Here is a 17,520-nt window from a genome sequence, read left to right on the forward strand (position 1 = left end):
TCTCACTCCCCCCTTTCCACAAGCGGGCCACCAGGTGCATCGTGCGGGTTCGGCGTGAACCGGACGTCCGGGATCATCGTCGCCGGATCGCGGCCCCACGCCTGCTCCAGGGCCCGGAGCATGCCCGAGAGACCGGTGCCGGACAGGAACGCGTTGTCCACCGAGCTCAACGTCAGGTCGATCGTCAGCGACACGTTGATGTAGTCGCCGCGCACGGCCTTCGGGATGTTCTCGATGTTGAACGGCACCGTGAGGATCAGCTTGAGCGCCTCCACCAGGTACGGGGCCGAGCGGGCCAGCTGCTTGAGCGGCCGCTGCAAGTTCTGCAGGTTGGTGTGCAGATTCGCGTTGCTGTTGGACAACGTGTCGTCGGCAGCCTTGGACAACCGGCCCAGCGAAGTCACCGCATCGGCGAACAAATCGCGCGTATCGGCGAAATGCTGGATCAGCGGCGGGAACTCGGTGAGAACCCGGTCCAAGGTGTCGTTGCGGGCCGCAACGATGTTCAACAGCCGGTTGGTCGAGTCAATCGCCCGGGTGATGTCGTTGCGCTGCTGATTGAGCTCATCGGTGAAGGTGTCGAGACGGCCCAAAAAGTCGCGGATCTGATCGGCGCGACCATTGAGGATGTTGAACACCTCGGTCTGGATGGTCTCGATGTTGGGGATACCACCGCCGGTCAGGATGCCCGAGATGCCGGCCAGCGTCCGCTCGATCGTCGGATACGCCGAGGACTGCGACAACGGGATGGTGTCCCCGCTGTGCAGCTTCTCCTCCGACGGATCGGCCGGCGGGTTGAGCTCGACATGCTGCGAACCCAGCAAGCTGGTCTGACCGATCTTGGCCAGGGTGTTCTTGGGCAGCACGACGCCGGGCTCAATATCGACGGTCAGCGTCGGGGTCCAGTTGATCAGCTCGATCTTGCGGACCCTGCCGACGAACACGTCGCGCACCCGCACCCGGCTGTTGGCGTTGAGCGCCAACGTCTCCGGCATCTGCACATACAGCGTGGTGCGGCCGGACTCGGTGCCGGGCCCACCCGGCAGCGGCACGTTGGCCACACCGCGCCACTGTCCACACGAGGTGAGGATCAGCGCGGACGCCGACAACACCGCGACACGTCGTCCGACGCGGCCCCAGTTACGTGTCTTCCAACGGCTCATCAGCCCTGTCCTCCGACCTCGGCAGGCAACGCCGGTCCGGCAGGAGCCGGAGCCGGAGCGGCCGGTGCGGGACCCGACATCGGGTCACCCGGGATCACACCCGGCGCAGGCGCCGGCGGCGGTCCGGGCTGCGGGTACCACGGCGGCGGCAGCGGGTTGCTCTCGTCGTACGAGTTCGGCGGACCGGGCAGGTTGCCTCCCGGAGGAGCCCCGAACGCCGGCGGGGCCGGCGGCGCCACGATGTCCGGGCCACCCATCAACTCGGACAACGACTCCGGGGTCAGCATCTGCTGAGTGGCCGGCTGCACCTGCACACCCTGCATGCCCGGCGCCACGGTCCAACCCGGCTCGTGGTTGCCGTGCGAGAACAAGGTGTCCCGCGACCAGATACCGGGCACCGTGGTGTCCTTGTACCCGCCGGGTGGCTGCAGGCGGGACTCCGAGTAGGAGATCTGCTTGGGCAGCGTCATCGCGGTGTTGGCCAGGTTCTGGCCGAACGGCAGGAAGTTGAACTTGATCGCGTCGAGGATCGGCGCCAGGTACTGCGCGCACAACTCGGCCGAATCCTGGTAGCCCAACCGACTACCCGCCTGAATCGAACTGCAGATGAACTGCAGCGGGTTGGAGAAGTTGGTCAGGCCCGGCAGAACCGGCAGGCTCACGATGCCACCCTGATTGGGCGAGACGATGTTGAGCACGTTGGCGGCCAGGTTCGGGTAGGAGTGCAGCCCCTTCTCCAGACCCGCGCGCGGTTCCGGTTGCAGGATCGCCGTCGTCGCCTCCGACAGGTTGTTCACGTCGTGAGCGAGCACCCCGCCGTTCTCGTCCAGGAACTCACGGGTGGTCTTGAGCACCCGGTTGAGATCCTGCAGGGCCGTCGCCAGCTCCTGGTCGGTGTTGGTGAACGAGTTGGTGAACTGCGCCAGGTCGTTGTTGAGCGCGACGAACTGCTGGTCGCTCTTGTGCAGGGCATTGACGAACAACGCCAGGCTCTTGACCACCTGGAAGAAGTCGCCGCGCCCCTGGTTGAGCGTGGTCAGCGCCTCCGACAGCCCGTTGAGGGTGCGGTTGAGCTGGTCGCCCTTGCCCTGGAAACCATCGGCAAAGGAGTCGATGATGTCACCGAACGGGCCTTTGGGCTGTGCGGCGGTCGGACCCAACTCGTCGAGAAGACGGGTGATCTGGTTGCGCAAATCGTCGTACTCGACCGGGATCTGGGTGTTCTCGATCGGGATCACCGCGTTGTCCTTCAACTGCGGCCCGCCCGTGTAGGGCGGGGACAGCTGGATCACGCGCGAGGCCACCAGGCTGGGGTTCAGCACAGACGCCGTGACGTTCTCGGGCACCTTGTACTTGTTGTTGACGTGGAAGACGACCTTCATCTTGTCGCCGTCGGTCTCGATGCTGTCGATCGCACCGACCTTGACGCCCATGATGAGGACCTTGTCACCGGGATACAGCGCGAGCACCGCGGGGAAATACGCGGTGACCGAGGTGTTGGTCATCTTCTTGTACAGGTTCATACCGAAGTAACCCAGCACCAGGGCGGCTGCCACCGCCAGCGCAGCGACGATGACAGCTGCCCGGGAAGCCTTGGGCAACTTGATGTTTCGAACATTGAAAACAGTTGACATATGTGCGGCCTATCCCTGCGACCCGGGCGGAAGGAACGGCGGATTACCCGGCAGCGGCGGTGTACCCGCCGGGCCGGCTTCCGGCCCCGGTCCCGGCGGTGCCGGAGGAGCGTTCACCGGTCCCGGGTGCGGTGCGTAACCCGGCAGCGGTCCGGGCGCCACCGGCAACGGGGCGATCGGAACGGTGCGGGCTCCCGGCGGACCGGGCGCCAGTTCGACTGGGGCACCGGGCTGATCCGGCGGCATCTGGCCGGGGATGGCCGCGCTGGGCACACCCGGTGAATGCGCGATGCCGTCAGGGTTCGGTGCCGACGTGGCCAGATCCGGCGGGCCGTAGTGCGGGCCACCGAACGGACCCTGGGTGGCCGCCGCGCACGGCATCGGGTTGCCCGGGGACGGGATCCCAGCCGCCGTCGGCGTGTACGAGCACGGCGATCCGGGTGGCACGGCAGGCCCCGGATGCTCCGGGGTGCCTTCCAGCGGCGTCGGGGCCGGCGGTGGCGCGCCATTTTCGAAACGCTTGCCGTTGGGATCGGGGAAGCGGGCCGACGGCAGCCCGGCGTTGCGCCAGAACTCCTCGGGGTCGATACCGCGCTTCTTGAATGCGGCATCGACGAACGGCTGCAGGATCTGCGGCGGGATCAGGTTGACCAGCATCACCTTGAAGTACGGACCCGAGGCCAGCGCCTCGGCCAGTGAGGTGATGAACTTGCCTGCGACCGTGAGGACGTCGGCCAGGTCCTGCTTGCGTTCGACGAGCAGGTCGCTGACCGTGCGCAACTGCTCGAGCACATGGTTCAGGTTGGGGTTGTCGTTGATCAGACCCTCGACCTGATGCGACACCGAGGACACCCGCTCCAGCAGCATGCTCACGGCCTGGCCGCGCTCGTTGACTGCGGCCAGCAGGGTCTGTGCGTTCACCAGCAGCTGATTGACCTGCGTACTGCGGTCACCGAGCACCGTGGCGATCTTGTTGGCGTTGGCCAGCAGCTTCTTGACGTCCTCGTCGCGCTTGCCGATGGTCTCGGAGAACTTGGCCACGCCGTCCAGCGCCGCACTCAGGTGCGGCGAGGTCTGATCGATCGTCTCCGACAACACGTTCAGCGATTCCTTGACGGACTTGGTGTCCCACCCCGACGCATTGCGCGTGACATCGAGGAACGCGTCGTAGATCTGGTACGGCGTCGTCGTCTGGCCCAGCGGCAGCATCCCGCGCGGGGGCAGTGTCTGGCTACCGCGCGGCTGGATCTCGATGTTCTTCCGGCCCAGGATGGTGTCGGTACGGATCGCCGCGCGGCTCTCGGTGCCGATCGTCTTGCCACCCAGGGTGTAGCCGATCTCGACCTTATCGCCGTTGATGTCCATGCTCTTGACCGTGCCGACATCCATACCGGCGATGCGCACCTTGTCACCCAGGCTCAAGCCTCCGGTATCGGAGAACTGCCCGTAGTACGTGGGGACCGCGAACAGCATAGGCACACTCGTCAGCGTCGAACCGACGCCGATCACCAGCGCCACCACCGCAACGCCCATCAGGCCTTTGCGGAATCGGTCGGAACCTTGCAGTGTCCTCATCTCGGCGTGCACCTACCCGACGGCTGTGAACTGAGTCTGACGGTTCGGACGGGACCGCCCGGCTGCAACCCGTTGAGCTTCAGCGAGAGGTCGCAGGCATAGAAGTTGAAGAAGTCACCGTAGATGCCACCGGCACGGCCGATGATCTTCAACGCCTGGGGGAACTGAACCAGGATGTCGTTGAGCTGCTGCTTCTGGTCGATCAGCGGCTGCTGGATGACCTCGAGACGGCCGACGGTGTCCTTGAGCAGCGGACGGTTGTCGGACAGCAGGTCGGCCAGCGAGCCGGCCGCGTTGCTGATGTCGGCCACCGAGGAGCCGATCGGATCGGCGCGGTTCCGCAGGCTCGTGATCACCGTCTCGAAGTTCTTGAGGGTGTCGTCGAACTGCTGCTGATGCGCGACGGTGGTGTCCAGGACGATGTTGAGGTTCTTGATCACGTCACCGATGGCCTGATCCCGATCGGCGATGCTCTGGGTGAGCTGCGCCGTCTGATCCAGGATGTCGTTGATGGTGCCGCCCTGGCCCTGGAAGATCGTGATGATCGACTTGGAGATGGTGTTGACCTTCTCCGGACTCAGCGACTGGAACAGCGGCCGGAAACCGCCGACGAGGGCGTCGAGGTCGAGAGCGGGTTCGGTGCGTTCCAGCGGAATGGTGCTGCCCGGCGCGATCCTGGTGTTGCTCTCACCCCGCTTGAGCTCGAGGTAGCGGTTGCCGATCAGGTCCTGGTAGCGGATCGAGGCCGTGGTCTTGTCGAACAACGGCAGCGACTTCTCGACGTTGAACGTGACCTCGGCCTGCTGGCCGCCGTTGATCAGTTTGACGCCCGAGACCTTGCCGACTTCGACACCGGAGGCACGGACGAACTGCCCGGTGCGCAGGCCGCTGACGTTGTTGAAGATCGCCGAGTACTCAGAGGTCCGGTTGAACCGGATCTGACCGAAGACCACGAAGATGATCGCAGTGAAGGTGAGCAGCACCAGTGAGAAGATGCCGAGCTTGAGAATCGTGCCCTTGATGCTCATGGGTTGATCGTGTTCTCCCCCACTTGGCGGCCCCACACATACTCAGCCACGAGCGGTTGACCCAGCTCGAGGTGGTTGTACGGGGCGATCGATGCACCGGTATCCATCACCAGGTACGGCATGGGCCACAGGTCCTTGGTGACCGGCTGCCAGCAGCCGGGCCGGCCCTCGGGGCCGCCCTTGGCGTTGACCCGCGGCAGGTTGTCGGGATAGACGTACGGGTTGCCCACGCCGATCACCAATGAGTGCGTCTGCAGTGAATAGCCGTTACCGCCAAGAGCACCCGCGAGCTTCGGGCCGGCATCGTGGTAATTGCGGATCGTGCAGTACAGCGCCGGGCTGTACTTGTCGAGCAGAGCCGAGGTCGGCAGGAGGTCTTGAGCGCCGCGCACCAGGTACGGCCCACCACGCTCGAAGATGTCACCGCCGGTGTTGCCGAAGCCGACGGCCGCCACCAAGGCCTGATCGAGGTTGCCGCGCTGCTCGTTGAGCGTGCGCGCGGTGGTCACCGCGTTGGTCAGCCCGTCGAACAGATCCGGGGCGGCATCGGCATACACCTCACCCAAATCGGCCAGACCCGCAGTGTCACGCCGGATCTGGGGCATCCGCTGGTTCAGATCCCCCAGGATCTCGTTGCCGTGCACGATCGACTGACCGAACTTGTCACCCAACCCGTCGAGGGCCTGCGCGGTGGCCGTCAACGTCTGGTTCAACTTGATCGGATCGATCTGCTCAGAGATCGCGGTGATCGTCTCGAACAAGGTGTTGAACTCCGTGGTCACCCCTTGGGCGCGGATCGGCGTGCCCGGCGTCAACCGCTGCGACGACGGGTTGGGCGGCGACAGGAACGAGATGTACTTGTTGCCGAACACCGTGGTGGCCCGCAGCTCGGCGGTCACGTTCTCCGGGATCAGCTTCAGGTACTGAGGCTTGACGTCCAGGGTCAGCTTGGCCTCGAGGTCGTCATCGACATTGACCACGTCGATGGACGCCAGCCGGCCGATCGGCACACCGTTGAAAGTGACCTTCGAACCCGGATCCATCGACAGACCAGCCCGCCCGGACAACACCGTCAGCTGCGTCTTGTCCTCGAAGGACCCACGGAACTGCATCCAGGTCAGCCCGACCACCACTGCGGTGACGAGCGCGAGCACCAGTCCGGCCAGCTTGTACGGCGGGATCTTGGGCTTGTTCATGGGAGCATGGGGCGCCGTCATGCCGCTACACCGTGAGGTTGAAGTTGGGGTCGGTGCCGTAGAGCGCCAACGAAGCCAACAGGACCACCAACACGATTGCGATCAACGAGGTTCGCATCGACCTCCCTACTGCCTCACCCACACCGACAGCACCGCCACTGGCGTAATAGCCGAAGTAGCAGTGGTTCAACATGACCACGATCGACATGATGATGACCTCCAGGAAAGACCACATCACGTCGTCGACACGCAGGAACGTATGGAAGTAGTGCTCATACGTACCGACTGACTGCGAGTAAAAGATCGTCGTGACGAACTGCGCAGACAGGAAGGAGAGCAGGATCGCCATCGCGTAGAGCGGGATGATGACGATCGACCCGGCGATGATCCGGGTGGACACCAGGTACGAAATCGAGCGGATGCCCATGACTTCCAGCGCATCGACCTCTTCGCTGATGCGCATGGCGCCGAGTTCGGCGGTGGCGCCGGCACCGACCGTGGCGGCCAGCGCCTGCCCGGTGACGACCGGGGCAACCACGCGGATGTTTGCCAGGGCGGCGAAGAAGCCGGTGAAGGCCTCGACGCCGATATTGCCCAGGGACGCGAAGCCCTGGATGGCGATCAGCGAGCCGGCCGACAGCGTGACGAAACCGATGATCGCCACGGTGCCGCCGATGACGGCCATGGCGCCGGTACCCATCCCGATCTCGGCGACCAGCCGCAGCGCTTCACGGCGGTAATGCCGGAACGCGTGCGGGATCGAGCCGATGGCCTGGACGACGAACCACGCGACGTGGCCCATGCTGTCGAGGAACCGGGCCGGTGTGCCTGCGATGTCCGAGGTGCGCGAGAACGCCCGGGGGAACCGGGACCGAAGAACTGTAGCGGTACTCATGTCAATGCCCTGTTCCGAACCGCACACCGATGGTGGTGAGCACGACGTTGACTGCGAACAATGCCACCACGCACAGCACCAGGGTCTCGTTCACCGCGGTGCCGACGCCCTTGGAGCCACCGGCCACCGTCAGGCCGCGGTAGCAGCCGACGAGTCCGGCGATCAGGCCGAACAGCGTGGCCTTGACGACCGAGATCATCACCTCGGGAAACCCGGTCAGCAGGGTCAGCGTGGATACGTAGGCGCCGGCCGAGACGTTCTGGATGTAGACACCGAAGAAGAAGCCGCCGACCAGACCGATGGTGATCACCGCGCCGTTGAGCATGAAGGCCACGAACGTGGAGGCGACCACGCGGGGAACGACCAGCCGCTCGATCGGGTCGATGCCCAGCACCTCGAGCGCGTCGATCTCTTCTCGCACGGTCCGGGCGCCGAGGTCTGCGCAAATCGCCGTCGACCCGGCGCCGGCCACGACGAGCACCGTGACCAGCGGGCCGAGCTGGGTGACGGCACCAAGTGCGGCACCGGCACCTGAGACGTCAGCCGCGCCGAACTCCGCCAACAGGATGTTGAGCGTGAAGATGATGAGCACGGTCAGCGGGATCGACACCGCGAGCGTGGGCAAGAAAGCCACCCGGATCAGGAACCAGCTCTGCAGCACGAACTCTTTCCACTGGAAAGGCCGTGTGAGAAACGCCTTTCCGGTGAGCACAGTCATCTTGAAGAAGCCACCGACCATAGCCAGCGGCTTCTCCAATTGACCACGTACGTAGCCGACGAGCCCGTCGGCAGGCGCCGTCACCGGTGCGCCCCCTGGACGTGTCGCACGCCCCCTCCTCGTCGCCTGTCAGCTTGTGTGATCCGTCTCTCCCTACTCGTGAGTAGTAATTGAGACCACCGGACTGTACCCGATAGAAACCGGGGCGTGCACCGCATCGGGTGGATTGTGCCATCAACCGTTAACAAGGGCGTGCAAGGACAGCAAACTTAGAAAGTGACCTGCAGAAACCGTTGACTCCGAGTTACTTTCGCAGCCGTCAACCCTACTGGGCGTTGATCGGAGAGCCGAAGCGCTCCCTGAGTTCGGTCTTGAGCACCTTGCCCGAGGGGTTGCGGGGCAGGGCATCGACGATTTCGAGCGCCTTCGGATGCTTGTAGCGCGCCAGGCGTTCGGTGAGGAAGCCGTCGAGGTCCCCGAGATTCAAGCCCTCGCCTCTGCTCAGAGCGACCACGGCAACCGGGACCTCGCCCCACTTCTCGTCGTGGCGGCCGATCACGGCGACTTCGGTGATGGAGGGATGCCCGGCGAGGACGTTCTCCACCTCGGCGCAGTAAATGTTCTCGCCGCCGGAGATGATCATGTCCTTCTTGCGGTCGACCACCCAGATGTAGCCCTCCTCGTCCTGGCGCACGAGATCTCCGGAGTGGAACCAGCCGCCGGCGAACGCCTCCGCGGTGGCCTTGGGGTTGTTCCAGTAGCCGGCCATCAAAGTTGGGGCGCGGTAGACGATCTCACCGACCTCGCCGACCGGAACGTCGTTCATGTTCTCGTCCACGATGCGGGCCGAGACGGTCGGGATGACCTGACCGACCGAACCGAGTTTGCGAATTGCGTCGTCCGCCAACAACATGCAGGTGACCGGGGACATCTCGGTCTGGCCGAATGCGGCGGTGATCTGGCTGCCCGGGAAGGTCTCGGCCATGGCCCGGAGCAAGGTGTCCGAGGCCGGAGCGGCGCCCCACGACAGCGCCCGCAGGCAAAGATCGCGCGGATTCGCTTTCTGCTCAGCACAAACCGCCTGCCACTGCGCGGGAACCAGGAAGATCGCGGTGACCTTTTCCTCCGCCAGGACATCGAGCAGGGCGCCCGGGTCGAAGGCCCCCAGCGGGTAGATCACCGTGGGCAAACCGAGCGTCAGACCCGTGTTCACGTTTCCGGCGACGCCGGCGATGTGGAACAGAGGGACACCGATGAATCCGACGTCGTTGTTGATGTCGACGCCGGTGGTGAACAGATTCGTCATGCTCTGACCGACGAGGTTGTTGTGGGTCAGCACCGCGCCCTTGGGCCGGCCGGTGGTGCCGGAGGTGTACATGATCAGCGCGGGGGCATCGCCGGGGATGTCTGCCGGTTCGACGGGCGGACCGTCCTCGGCGATCAGGTCCTCGTAACCCAGGACGCCATCTTCGGTCGCCGCCTCGGCCACGATGACCGTCGACAACGTGGCGTCGAGATCGCGCACCGCGGTGGCCACACCGGCCAGCACGGGCTCGGTGACGACGACGCGGGCCTCGCAGTCGCTCACCAGGAAGGCGATCTCCGGCGGGGTCATCCGGAAGTTGACCGGCACCGCGATGGCACCGAGCTTGTTGGCCGCGAGCATCGCCTCGATGAACTCCGGCCGGTTGAGCATCAGGATCAGCACGCGATCGCCGGATCCGATGCCGCGCCGGCTGAGCGCGCCGGCCAGTTTGGTCACGCGGTGGTCCAGCTCGCGCCACGTGATTGTGTGTGCCAAGAACCGGAAAGCGGTTTTCTCGGGCTGCATCATGGCGTGCCGCGTCAGCAGGTTGGGCCAGTTCTGACGGCGGGCCAGGTACGGCTGCTCAGTGGGGAACGGCTCGGCAGTCAACGATCTGTACTCCATGGGTATCGGGTTGCACGAATTTTATATTTGATCAAACATGGGGTTGCCCCGGTCACACTATGGCCTCGGGGCCCCGGCGACAAGCCCACCAGAAAGGCGACCGGATTCGCGTGAATGCACCTGCCAGGACGGCCGTGCAACGTCGTCGCGGCGGACGGCGCGAGCAACTCTCCGACGAGGTTGCCGCCCAGTTGCGGGCCGAGATCATGACCGGGGTGCTGCGTCCGGGGACGTTCATCCGGCTCGACGAGACCGCGGCGGCACTCGGAGTCAGCATCACCCCGGTGCGGGAGGCACTGCGCACGCTGCGGGGCGAAGGCATGGTGCAGTTGGAGCCCAACCGCGGACACGTCGTGGTGCCTCTGACTCGCGCCGACGTCGAGGACATCTTCTGGCTGCAGGCCACCATCGCGCGGAAGCTGGCCGCGACCGCCACCACCCGCATCACCTCGGCTCAAATCGATGAGCTGGAGCAACTCAACGCCGAACTCGCGGTAGCCGTCGAGGGCCACGACCCGGTGGCGATCTCGTCAGCCGAGTTCGCCTTCCACCGGGCGTTCAACCACGCCAGCGGCCGGATCAAGCTGGCCTGGTTCCTGCTGCACGTCGCGCGGTACCTGCCTGCCCTGATCTACTCGACCGATCCGAAGTGGGGCACCGAGGCCGTGGAGAATCACCGGTTGCTGATCGACGCGCTGCGCCGGCGGGACACCGCGGCCGCCGTGGAGCTCAACGCAAATCAGTTCACCGACGCCGCCCAGCGGCTCATCGCCCGCCTGAACGACATCGGGATATGGGACTGACGCAGTTTGGCCCGGGATCGGGGCTTCCGCGTGTCGGCACTCTCCTACTGGCGTGTCGCGGCGCGAAATGGATGTCCGACCTGCCCGGCTATCAGCGACAATCCAGCGACTATCGCCTCATAGACATCGCCAGCATCGTCTGCCACAGATGCGATCTACCCTCCCGCCACTTGGGGCTGATTAGGCCTCATTTGTAACAGAGTTCGGGTTGCCCACCTATCAGCGACAGAGTCGCTAACAGTCGGGCACGAGACGCGTGAGGCTGACGAGTCCACTGGTACTGGACGGGCAAAAACGTTCAGCGACAATGGGGTTGGCGTGACCCATGGTGCCCCAGTGGCGATTGTCGCTGGATTGTCGCTAGTAGGCGGGCACATCGGATATCCCGACGAATCCTGTGACCAGTGTGAATGTCAGACCCTCTTGGCACTGTGACGCCATGGCGGACAAACTCCTCCTGCGCGGCACCAACCTCCGCTACGTGCTGACGATGCAGCTGCTGCAGAACGGCCCGCAATCGGTGGCCGATCTGGTCGACGCGCTCGAGGACCAGGGATTCACGACCCGCGGGCGCCCGTCCAAGGCGATCTCCGACGCCTTGCGGTGGGAGATGAACCACGGCCGGGTCTATCGGGTCAGGCATGGCCGATACCGACCGGCCGAGATGCCACGGGCCACCGAGTACCGCATCCGCAATCGTGTACTGGAACTGCGGGCGGCAGCCGCCGACCGCGCGGCCTAGGCGGACAGCTGCTGCACCCGGTTGACGAGGGCGTTGGCCAGGTGGTCCAGGGTGTCGCCGATGAGCTTCTTGACCATCATGGCCGGGACCGGCAGCTTGACCTCGACCTCGAGATCGACTTGGAGCAGCGTGTTGTCCGGCCCGAGCGGCACGACCGAGAACCTCTGCTCCTGCTTGGTGAAGTGGTCGCCCTGCTGCAACACGGTGAAGATCTGGTTCTCCGCGGGGTAGTAGACCGCGTTGATGAAGGTGCCCGACTGACCCTGGATCTCGACGTCCAGGCGCAACTGGCTGGGCCGGCCGTCGTCGTAGCGGGCCAGAATCCAGCAGCCCTTGATCTCGGGGTTCCACTGCGGGTAGGCCTCGAAATCACCGACGATCGCCATGATCTTCTCGGCAGGGGCATCAACCTCGACGGTCTTGCTCACGAGTGGCATCCGGCGAGCATATCGACTGCAGCAGGTCGCGGATCACGTCGGGAATCGGTACCGGCCGGCGGGTGGTCCGGTCCACGTACACGTGCACCCAATGACCGACCGCCGCCACCGGGCCATCGGGCCCGAACAATCCGAGCCGGTAGGTGACACTGCTGTTGCCCAATCGAGCGACCGACAAGCCGACCACCAACGGATCGGGGAACTTCAACTCCGCAAAGTATCGGCAGCCGGACTCGGCGACCACACCGAGCCACGGCGCCGAGATCGGATCGACGTCACAGTTGGTGTTGATCCAGGCGTTGATCGCGGTGTCGAACAGCTCGTAGTACACCGCATTGTTGAGGTGGCCGAACATGTCGTTGTCGGTCCATCGGGTCAGGACCGGCCAGTGCAGCGGAAAGTCTGCGCGGGTCACTTCAGCTCCGTCGGTCATTCCCGAAGTCTGACAGGCTGGTCACCATGAAGATCCGCGGAGCCGTCCTCGAGCACATCGGTCAGTCCCGCCCGTACGCCGCATCGCAACCCATCCGGGTGTGCGACCTCGATCTCGCCGAACCGGGCCCGGGCGAACTGCTGGTGCGCATCGAGGCCGCCGGGCTGTGTCACTCCGATCTGTCGGTGGTCGACGGCAACCGGGTACGCCCCGTGCCGATGCTGCTGGGCCATGAGGCCGCGGGAATCGTCGAAGCCGGGGCCAGTGATCTGCCGGCGGGCCAGCGGGTGGTGATGACGTTCCTGCCGCGCTGCGGGCAGTGCCCCGCGTGTGCCACCGACGGCCTGACGCCGTGCGGTCCCGGATCGGCGGCCAACGGTGCCGGCACATTGATGAACGGCGACATCCGGCTCACCCGCGACGGCCGGCCGGTGTTCCATCACCTCGGGGTATCCGGTTTCGCCACGCACGCCGTCGTCGACCGCCGCTCGGTGGTTCCGGTGCCCGACGACGTTCCAGCCGTCGTGGCGTCCTTGTTGGGCTGCGCAGTGCTCACCGGCGGCGGTGCCGTGCTCAATGTCGGGACGCCGCGGCCCGGCCAGACGGTCGCCGTCGTCGGTCTCGGCGGTGTCGGGATGGCCGCGGCCCTGACCGCATTGGCCCACGACGACGTGCGCGTCATCGGCATCGACCAACTCCCGGACAAACTCGCCAAGGCACGCGAGCTCGGTGTGCACGATACATACACCCCGGAGCAAGCCGATGGCCTCAAGGCCGACGTCGTCGTCGAAGCCGCCGGCCACCCCGCCGCACTCGAAACCTCCATCGCGCTCACGGGGCCCGGCGGACGCACGATCACGGTGGGCCTGCCCCGCCCCGACGCCCGAATCTCGGTGTCGCCGTTGGGATTCGTGGCCGAGGGAAGGTCGCTGATCGGCAGCTACCTCGGTTCGGCCGTGCCGGCACGCGATATCCCGCAGTTCGTCGAGCTCTGGCGGGCCGGCCGGTTACCCGTCGAACAGCTGGTGTCCTCCACCATCGCGCTGGACCAGATCAACACCGGCATGGACGAACTGGCTGACGGGCGCGCGGTACGCCAGATCATCGAGTTCGACTAGAACCAGCCATCACGCATCTCGAGCGTCGTGCGGTCCAGGCTCTCGAGCAGATCCAATTGCGGTGCGGTCTTGGGCAGCTCGTAACGGAAGAAGTACCGTGCGGCCTGGCGCTTGCCGTCATAGAACTCGCCCTCGAGCCCCGATGCGGCCAAGACTTGCTCGAGCCAGATCCAGGCCACGACAATGTGCCCGAATGCCTCGAGGTACACCGCGCTGTTGGCCATCGCGGCCTCGACGTCGCCGGAAGCGAACATCGCACCGGTAACCGCGACCAGCCGCTGCCAGGCGGCATCCAGCTGCGCGGCCAATTCAGGAGCCGCACCCGAAGCCGCGGAGACCGTCGCCGCCACCCGCTCCCCCAACGCGGCCAGGCCGGCCCCACCGTTCTGGGTCACCTTGCGGCCCAGCAGGTCCAGGCTCTGGATACCGTGCGTGCCCTCATGGATCGGGTTGAGCCGGTTGTCGCGGTAATGCTGCTCGACGTCGTACTCGCGGGTGTAGCCATAGCCGCCGTGCACCTGGATCGCCAGGCTGTTGGCTTCGACGCACCATTGCGACGGCCAGCTCTTGGCCACCGGGGTGAGGATGTCGAGCACGGCGGTGTCCTCGGCGGACCCGGTGTCGACCAACTTGGCGCAGTAGAGCGCAAGCGCCAGCCCACCTTCGACATACGCCTTCTGCGCCAACAGCATTCGCTTGACGTCGGCATGCTCGACGATCGGCACCTGCGGGGTCGACGGGTCCTTGACACCCAGCGGCCGGCCCTGCGGGCGCTCGCGCGCATACTCCAGCGACTTGAGGTAGCCGGTGTAGCCGAGGGCGACAGCACCCATCCCGACGCCCAGGCGGGCCTCGTTCATCATGTGGAACATGTAGACGATGCCGCGGTGTGGCTCTCCGACGAGGTAGCCGACCGCGCCGTCGAAATTCAGCACGGTGTTGGTGATGCCGCGTTGGCCCATCTTGTGATTGAGCCCGGAGATGGCCACGCCGTTGCGGGTTCCGTCGGCCAGGAACTTCGGGACGATGAACAACGAAATGCCCTTGGTGCCGGCCGGCGCTCCGGGAACCTTGGCCAACACGAGGTTGACGATGTTCTCGGTCATCTCGTGCTCGGCGCCCGAAATCCACATCTTCGAACCGAACAACCGATAGCTGCCGTCAGACTGCGGTTCGGCACGCGTGGTGATGTCGGCCAGCGACGATCCGGCCTGGGCCTCCGACAGCGCCATCGTGCCCGAAAACCGGCCCGCGAGCATGGGTTTGACGAACGTCTCGATCTGCTCGGCCGAGCCGAAACGGGCCAGCAGGTTGGCATTGGCGATGGTCAGCATCAGGTAACCCGAGGTGGACACGTTCGCCGCGGAGATCCACGCGAACGCGGCTTGGGCCACGGTGGCCGGCAATTGTGCACCGCCGAGTTCGGCGTCCATCCCCATCGCGATCAGATCGGCCGCGGCAAACGCGTCCCATGCCTGCTTCACCTCGGGGATCAGCGTGACGGCCTGCCCGTCAAAGGTCGGCTCCTCGGCGTCGCTCAGTTTGTTGTGCGGCGCGAAGTAGCGGGTCGCGAGTTGCTCGCACAGATCCAGTACCCCGTCGAAGGTTTCGCGGGAGTGCTCGGTGAACCGGTCCAGCGTGGTGAGCTTTTCGACGTCCAGCCACTCGTAGAGCAGAAAATCCAGGTCTCGGCGGGAGAGGATCGTCGACTTCATGCGGCCAGGTTAATCCGCGGCAGGTGGCTCGGGCAGCGACATCCGGGCCAGCCGTCGCGGATCGACGATCGACACGATCCCGACCAGTCGGCCGTTGTCGACGGTGCACGCCATCAGGCCGAGCGGGCGGCCGGTGGGCCCCCACGCCAAGATTCCCGGTTCTCCGTTGACGGACACGCGCCGGGCCACGACGCGGGTTCCGTGGCCGCGCCGGACCGCTCTGACGATGCCGTCCGTCCCGGTGCCGACGGTCACACCGGTGGCCGTGTAGCGCTGCCAGGTGATGTCGGGATCGAGCACACGCAGCAGTGCATCGAAGTCGCCGTCGCGGGCAGCGGCCAGGAAGGCGTCGACGACCTCACGCTGCTCCTGCTTGCGGCGCCGGTCCCCGGTGGGCGGCGGCACGTCCTGCACCTTCCGGCGCGCACGGCTGGCCATCATCTTGACGGCGTCGCCCGACCTGTCGAGGATCTGGCCGATCTCGGCGAACGGCACGGCGAACATGTCGTGCAGGACGAACGCGAGGCGTTCATCAGGGCGCAGCGATCCCAGCACCACGAGCATCGCCAGGCCGACCGAGTCCGCGAGCACCGCCGCGTCCTCCGGGGAGTCCTCCCGGGTGTCCAAGTCCTCGGTGACGACGAGTTCGGGAAGGTCGACGGCGGGAGCCACCTCGGCGCGACTGCTGCGCGCACGGAGCATGTCGATGCAGATGCGTCCCACCACCGTCGTCAGCCAGCCGGCGGCGTTCTCCACCGACTCCGCGTCCTGACGGGACAGCCTTAGCCACGCCTCCTGAACGGCATCCTCGGCGTCGGCCCGGGAGCCCAGGACGCGGTGGGCTACCGCGAGCAGCCGCGGGCGTTGTTGCTCGAATGTCGCTGCCAGTGATGCCTCGGGCGTCATCTGTTACCTCTCATCGCGCGGATCCGTCATAGAGGTGACGAGTCGGCACAGACCGACGTAACCACGAACGGAGCGAGGAATGAACACCACCCTCTGGATCATCACGATCGTCGCGGCGGCGGCCTACGCCGCCGGCGGGACCAGCCTGCTGCTGGCGTCGCGGCAGAAGTACCGGTCGATGGGCAAGACCCAGTATTGGGTCGACGACTTCGGCGACGGCCACCTCAAGGCGATCGGGGCCATCAAACTGGTCGGTGCCATCGGTCTGATTCTCCCCGTGGCCTCGGGGATCGCGCCGGTGCTGACCCCGGTGGCCGCGTGCGGCCTGGCACTGTTCATGGCCGGTGCGGCCACGACCAGATTCCGTCGCAGCGAGTGGCTCTACATGGCCGGCGACATCGTCTACCTCGGCGTGTTCATCTTCCTGGCCTGGGGCTGGTTCACCCTGCCCGTCACCTGATGGTGCTCACACCGCCGTCGACCGGGATGACCGCGCCGGTGATGTAGGCGCTGGCCCGGCTGGCCAGGAACACCGAGATGCCGGCGACGTCGTCGGGCCGGCCGATGCGACCGAGGGGCAGATGGCCACCTACTTCATCCACGCCGGCCCGCAGCAGCTCCTTGGTCATCCGCGATTCGAACAATCCCGGGGCGATGGCATTGACGAGGATCTTCGGGGCGAGCTCGCCGGCAAGGTGTTTGGTCAGCATGTGCACGGCGGCCTTGCTGGCGCTATAGGAGAAGTTGTCGCGACCCTTCTCGGGCGCGACGATGCCGTCGATGCTGCCGGTGTTGATCACGCGGGCCGGATCATCCTCGGTGGCAGCGGCATTCAGCAGCGGGGTGAGCGCGCGGGTCAGCAGGAACACGCCTTTGACGTTGACGTCATAGACCTTGTCGAATCCGGATTCGGGGAAGTCGTCGTACGGCGCACCCCACGCCGCACCCGCGTTGTTGAACAGAGCGTGGATCGCATCCTCACGTCCCGTGACGGCCGCGGTGAGGGCGGCGACACCTTCGGCGGTCCCGAGATCGGCAGGCACCGCCGACACCCGGCCCAATGAGCTCAGCGCTTCCACCGCCGCGTTGAGCTCGGCCTCCTTGCGGCTGGAGAGATACACCGAGGCCCCGGCCTGCAGCAGGCCCCGGGCCATCATCAGGCCGATGCCGCGGCCGCCGCCGGTGACGACGGCGACCTTGCCGTCCAATCGGAACAGATCAGTCATG

At 65.7% G+C, this 17,520-nt stretch carries 17 protein-coding genes; 4 read left to right on the top strand and 13 right to left on the bottom strand.

What is annotated here, in order from left to right; translation table 11 throughout:
- Window positions 1-2: 2 nt before the first annotated feature.
- The 8 genes from BKG60_RS02035 to fadD5 all read right to left on the bottom strand — a co-directional run bounded on the left by BKG60_RS02035 (window position 3) and on the right by fadD5 (window position 10,139).
- Complete coding sequence (locus tag BKG60_RS02035; RefSeq protein ID WP_070946477.1) at window positions 3-1,163, bottom strand: virulence factor Mce family protein; 1,161 nt, start codon at window positions 1,161-1,163, stop codon at window positions 3-5.
- Window positions 1,163-2,797, bottom strand: a complete 1,635-nt coding sequence (locus BKG60_RS02040; protein WP_070946476.1) for a virulence factor Mce family protein — start codon at window positions 2,795-2,797, stop codon at window positions 1,163-1,165. The genes BKG60_RS02035 and BKG60_RS02040 overlap by 1 nt, the downstream gene beginning before the upstream one ends.
- A gap of 9 nt (window positions 2,798-2,806) precedes the next feature.
- Window positions 2,807-4,372, bottom strand: a complete 1,566-nt coding sequence (locus tag BKG60_RS02045; protein WP_070946511.1) for a virulence factor Mce family protein — start codon at window positions 4,370-4,372, stop codon at window positions 2,807-2,809.
- Window positions 4,369-5,400 carry an MCE family protein gene (locus BKG60_RS02050; protein ID WP_070946475.1) on the bottom strand — a complete coding sequence of 344 codons (1,032 nt, stop codon included), beginning with the start codon at window positions 5,398-5,400 and terminating at the stop codon, window positions 4,369-4,371. The genes BKG60_RS02045 and BKG60_RS02050 overlap by 4 nt, the downstream gene beginning before the upstream one ends.
- Window positions 5,397-6,617, bottom strand: coding sequence for an MCE family protein (locus BKG60_RS02055; protein ID WP_070946474.1), 1,221 nt, complete (start codon window positions 6,615-6,617; stop codon window positions 5,397-5,399). Before BKG60_RS02055 ends, BKG60_RS02050 begins: the two co-directional genes overlap by 4 nt.
- A 4-nt stretch (window positions 6,618-6,621) precedes the next feature.
- Window positions 6,622-7,491, bottom strand: coding sequence for an MlaE family ABC transporter permease (locus BKG60_RS02060; RefSeq protein WP_070946473.1), 870 nt, complete (start codon window positions 7,489-7,491; stop codon window positions 6,622-6,624).
- 1 nt (window position 7,492) lies between these two features.
- Window positions 7,493-8,230: an MlaE family ABC transporter permease gene (locus BKG60_RS02065; protein WP_165617836.1), complete on the bottom strand. Its 738-nt coding sequence runs from the start codon at window positions 8,228-8,230 to the stop codon at window positions 7,493-7,495.
- A gap of 304 nt (window positions 8,231-8,534) precedes the next feature.
- The gene (gene fadD5 / locus BKG60_RS02070) at window positions 8,535-10,139 is read right to left on the bottom strand and encodes a fatty-acid--CoA ligase FadD5 (protein ID WP_075909087.1); all 1,605 of its coding nucleotides are present in this window, start codon (window positions 10,137-10,139) and stop codon (window positions 8,535-8,537) included.
- 110 nt (window positions 10,140-10,249) lie between these two features.
- Between fadD5 and BKG60_RS02075 the strand changes: the two genes are divergently transcribed.
- Window positions 10,250-10,942: a GntR family transcriptional regulator gene (locus tag BKG60_RS02075; RefSeq protein ID WP_075909134.1), complete on the top strand. Its 693-nt coding sequence runs from the start codon at window positions 10,250-10,252 to the stop codon at window positions 10,940-10,942.
- 439 nt (window positions 10,943-11,381) lie between these two features.
- Window positions 11,382-11,684 carry a hypothetical protein gene (locus tag BKG60_RS02080; protein ID WP_075909088.1) on the top strand — a complete coding sequence of 101 codons (303 nt, stop codon included), beginning with the start codon at window positions 11,382-11,384 and terminating at the stop codon, window positions 11,682-11,684.
- Here BKG60_RS02080 and BKG60_RS02085 read toward each other — a convergent pair.
- Window positions 11,681-12,121: an SRPBCC family protein gene (locus tag BKG60_RS02085; protein ID WP_070946469.1), complete on the bottom strand. Its 441-nt coding sequence runs from the start codon at window positions 12,119-12,121 to the stop codon at window positions 11,681-11,683. The genes BKG60_RS02080 and BKG60_RS02085 overlap by 4 nt on opposite strands.
- Window positions 12,090-12,554: an acyl-CoA thioesterase gene (locus BKG60_RS02090; RefSeq protein WP_075909089.1), complete on the bottom strand. Its 465-nt coding sequence runs from the start codon at window positions 12,552-12,554 to the stop codon at window positions 12,090-12,092. Before BKG60_RS02090 ends, BKG60_RS02085 begins: the two co-directional genes overlap by 32 nt.
- Before the next feature lie 26 nt (window positions 12,555-12,580).
- On the opposite strand from BKG60_RS02090, the gene BKG60_RS02095 reads away from it, so the two are divergent.
- The gene (locus tag BKG60_RS02095; RefSeq protein WP_075909090.1) at window positions 12,581-13,672 is read left to right on the top strand and encodes an alcohol dehydrogenase catalytic domain-containing protein; all 1,092 of its coding nucleotides are present in this window, start codon (window positions 12,581-12,583) and stop codon (window positions 13,670-13,672) included.
- Here the strand turns inward: BKG60_RS02095 and BKG60_RS02100 are convergent.
- Both BKG60_RS02100 and BKG60_RS02105 read right to left on the bottom strand, forming a co-directional pair.
- Window positions 13,669-15,387: an acyl-CoA dehydrogenase gene (locus tag BKG60_RS02100; protein ID WP_075909091.1), complete on the bottom strand. Its 1,719-nt coding sequence runs from the start codon at window positions 15,385-15,387 to the stop codon at window positions 13,669-13,671. The genes BKG60_RS02095 and BKG60_RS02100 overlap by 4 nt on opposite strands.
- 9 nt (window positions 15,388-15,396) lie before the next feature.
- A complete protein-coding gene (locus tag BKG60_RS02105; protein WP_075909092.1) occupies window positions 15,397-16,293 on the bottom strand; it encodes a sigma-70 family RNA polymerase sigma factor in 897 nt (298 codons plus the stop codon).
- 79 nt (window positions 16,294-16,372) lie between these two features.
- Here BKG60_RS02105 and BKG60_RS02110 point away from each other — a divergent pair, with 79 nt between their 5' ends.
- On the top strand, window positions 16,373-16,753 hold the full coding sequence (locus BKG60_RS02110; protein ID WP_075909093.1) for a DoxX family protein: 381 nt from the start codon (window positions 16,373-16,375) through the stop codon (window positions 16,751-16,753).
- Here the strand turns inward: BKG60_RS02110 and BKG60_RS02115 are convergent.
- Window positions 16,746-17,519 carry an SDR family oxidoreductase gene (locus tag BKG60_RS02115; protein WP_075909094.1) on the bottom strand — a complete coding sequence of 258 codons (774 nt, stop codon included), beginning with the start codon at window positions 17,517-17,519 and terminating at the stop codon, window positions 16,746-16,748. The genes BKG60_RS02110 and BKG60_RS02115 overlap by 8 nt on opposite strands.
- Window position 17,520: the final 1 nt, after the last annotated feature.

Source organism: Mycobacterium syngnathidarum (genome assembly GCF_001942625.1).
GTDB lineage: Bacteria > Actinomycetota > Actinomycetes > Mycobacteriales > Mycobacteriaceae > Mycobacterium > Mycobacterium syngnathidarum.

Bases quoted from the DNA above. Each gene is read 5' to 3' on its own strand.
- BKG60_RS02035 (WP_070946477.1), bottom strand. From the start codon at position 1,163: ATGAGCCGTTGGAAGACACGTAACTGGGGCCGCGTCGGACGACGTGTC.
- BKG60_RS02040 (WP_070946476.1), bottom strand. From the start codon at position 2,797: ATGTCAACTGTTTTCAATGTTCGAAACATCAAGTTGCCCAAGGCTTCC.
- BKG60_RS02045 (WP_070946511.1), bottom strand. From the start codon at position 4,372: ATGAGGACACTGCAAGGTTCCGACCGATTCCGCAAAGGCCTGATGGGC.
- BKG60_RS02050 (WP_070946475.1), bottom strand. From the start codon at position 5,400: ATGAGCATCAAGGGCACGATTCTCAAGCTCGGCATCTTCTCACTGGTG.
- BKG60_RS02055 (WP_070946474.1), bottom strand. From the start codon at position 6,617: ATGACGGCGCCCCATGCTCCCATGAACAAGCCCAAGATCCCGCCGTAC.
- BKG60_RS02060 (WP_070946473.1), bottom strand. From the start codon at position 7,491: ATGAGTACCGCTACAGTTCTTCGGTCCCGGTTCCCCCGGGCGTTCTCG.
- BKG60_RS02065 (WP_165617836.1), bottom strand. From the start codon at position 8,230: ATGGTCGGTGGCTTCTTCAAGATGACTGTGCTCACCGGAAAGGCGTTT.
- fadD5 (WP_075909087.1), bottom strand. From the start codon at position 10,139: ATGGAGTACAGATCGTTGACTGCCGAGCCGTTCCCCACTGAGCAGCCG.
- BKG60_RS02080 (WP_075909088.1), top strand. From the start codon at position 11,382: ATGGCGGACAAACTCCTCCTGCGCGGCACCAACCTCCGCTACGTGCTG.
- BKG60_RS02085 (WP_070946469.1), bottom strand. From the start codon at position 12,121: ATGCCACTCGTGAGCAAGACCGTCGAGGTTGATGCCCCTGCCGAGAAG.
- BKG60_RS02090 (WP_075909089.1), bottom strand. From the start codon at position 12,554: ATGACCGACGGAGCTGAAGTGACCCGCGCAGACTTTCCGCTGCACTGG.
- BKG60_RS02095 (WP_075909090.1), top strand. From the start codon at position 12,581: ATGAAGATCCGCGGAGCCGTCCTCGAGCACATCGGTCAGTCCCGCCCG.
- BKG60_RS02100 (WP_075909091.1), bottom strand. From the start codon at position 15,387: ATGAAGTCGACGATCCTCTCCCGCCGAGACCTGGATTTTCTGCTCTAC.
- BKG60_RS02105 (WP_075909092.1), bottom strand. From the start codon at position 16,293: ATGACGCCCGAGGCATCACTGGCAGCGACATTCGAGCAACAACGCCCG.
- BKG60_RS02110 (WP_075909093.1), top strand. From the start codon at position 16,373: ATGAACACCACCCTCTGGATCATCACGATCGTCGCGGCGGCGGCCTAC.
- BKG60_RS02115 (WP_075909094.1), bottom strand. From the start codon at position 17,519: ATGACTGATCTGTTCCGATTGGACGGCAAGGTCGCCGTCGTCACCGGC.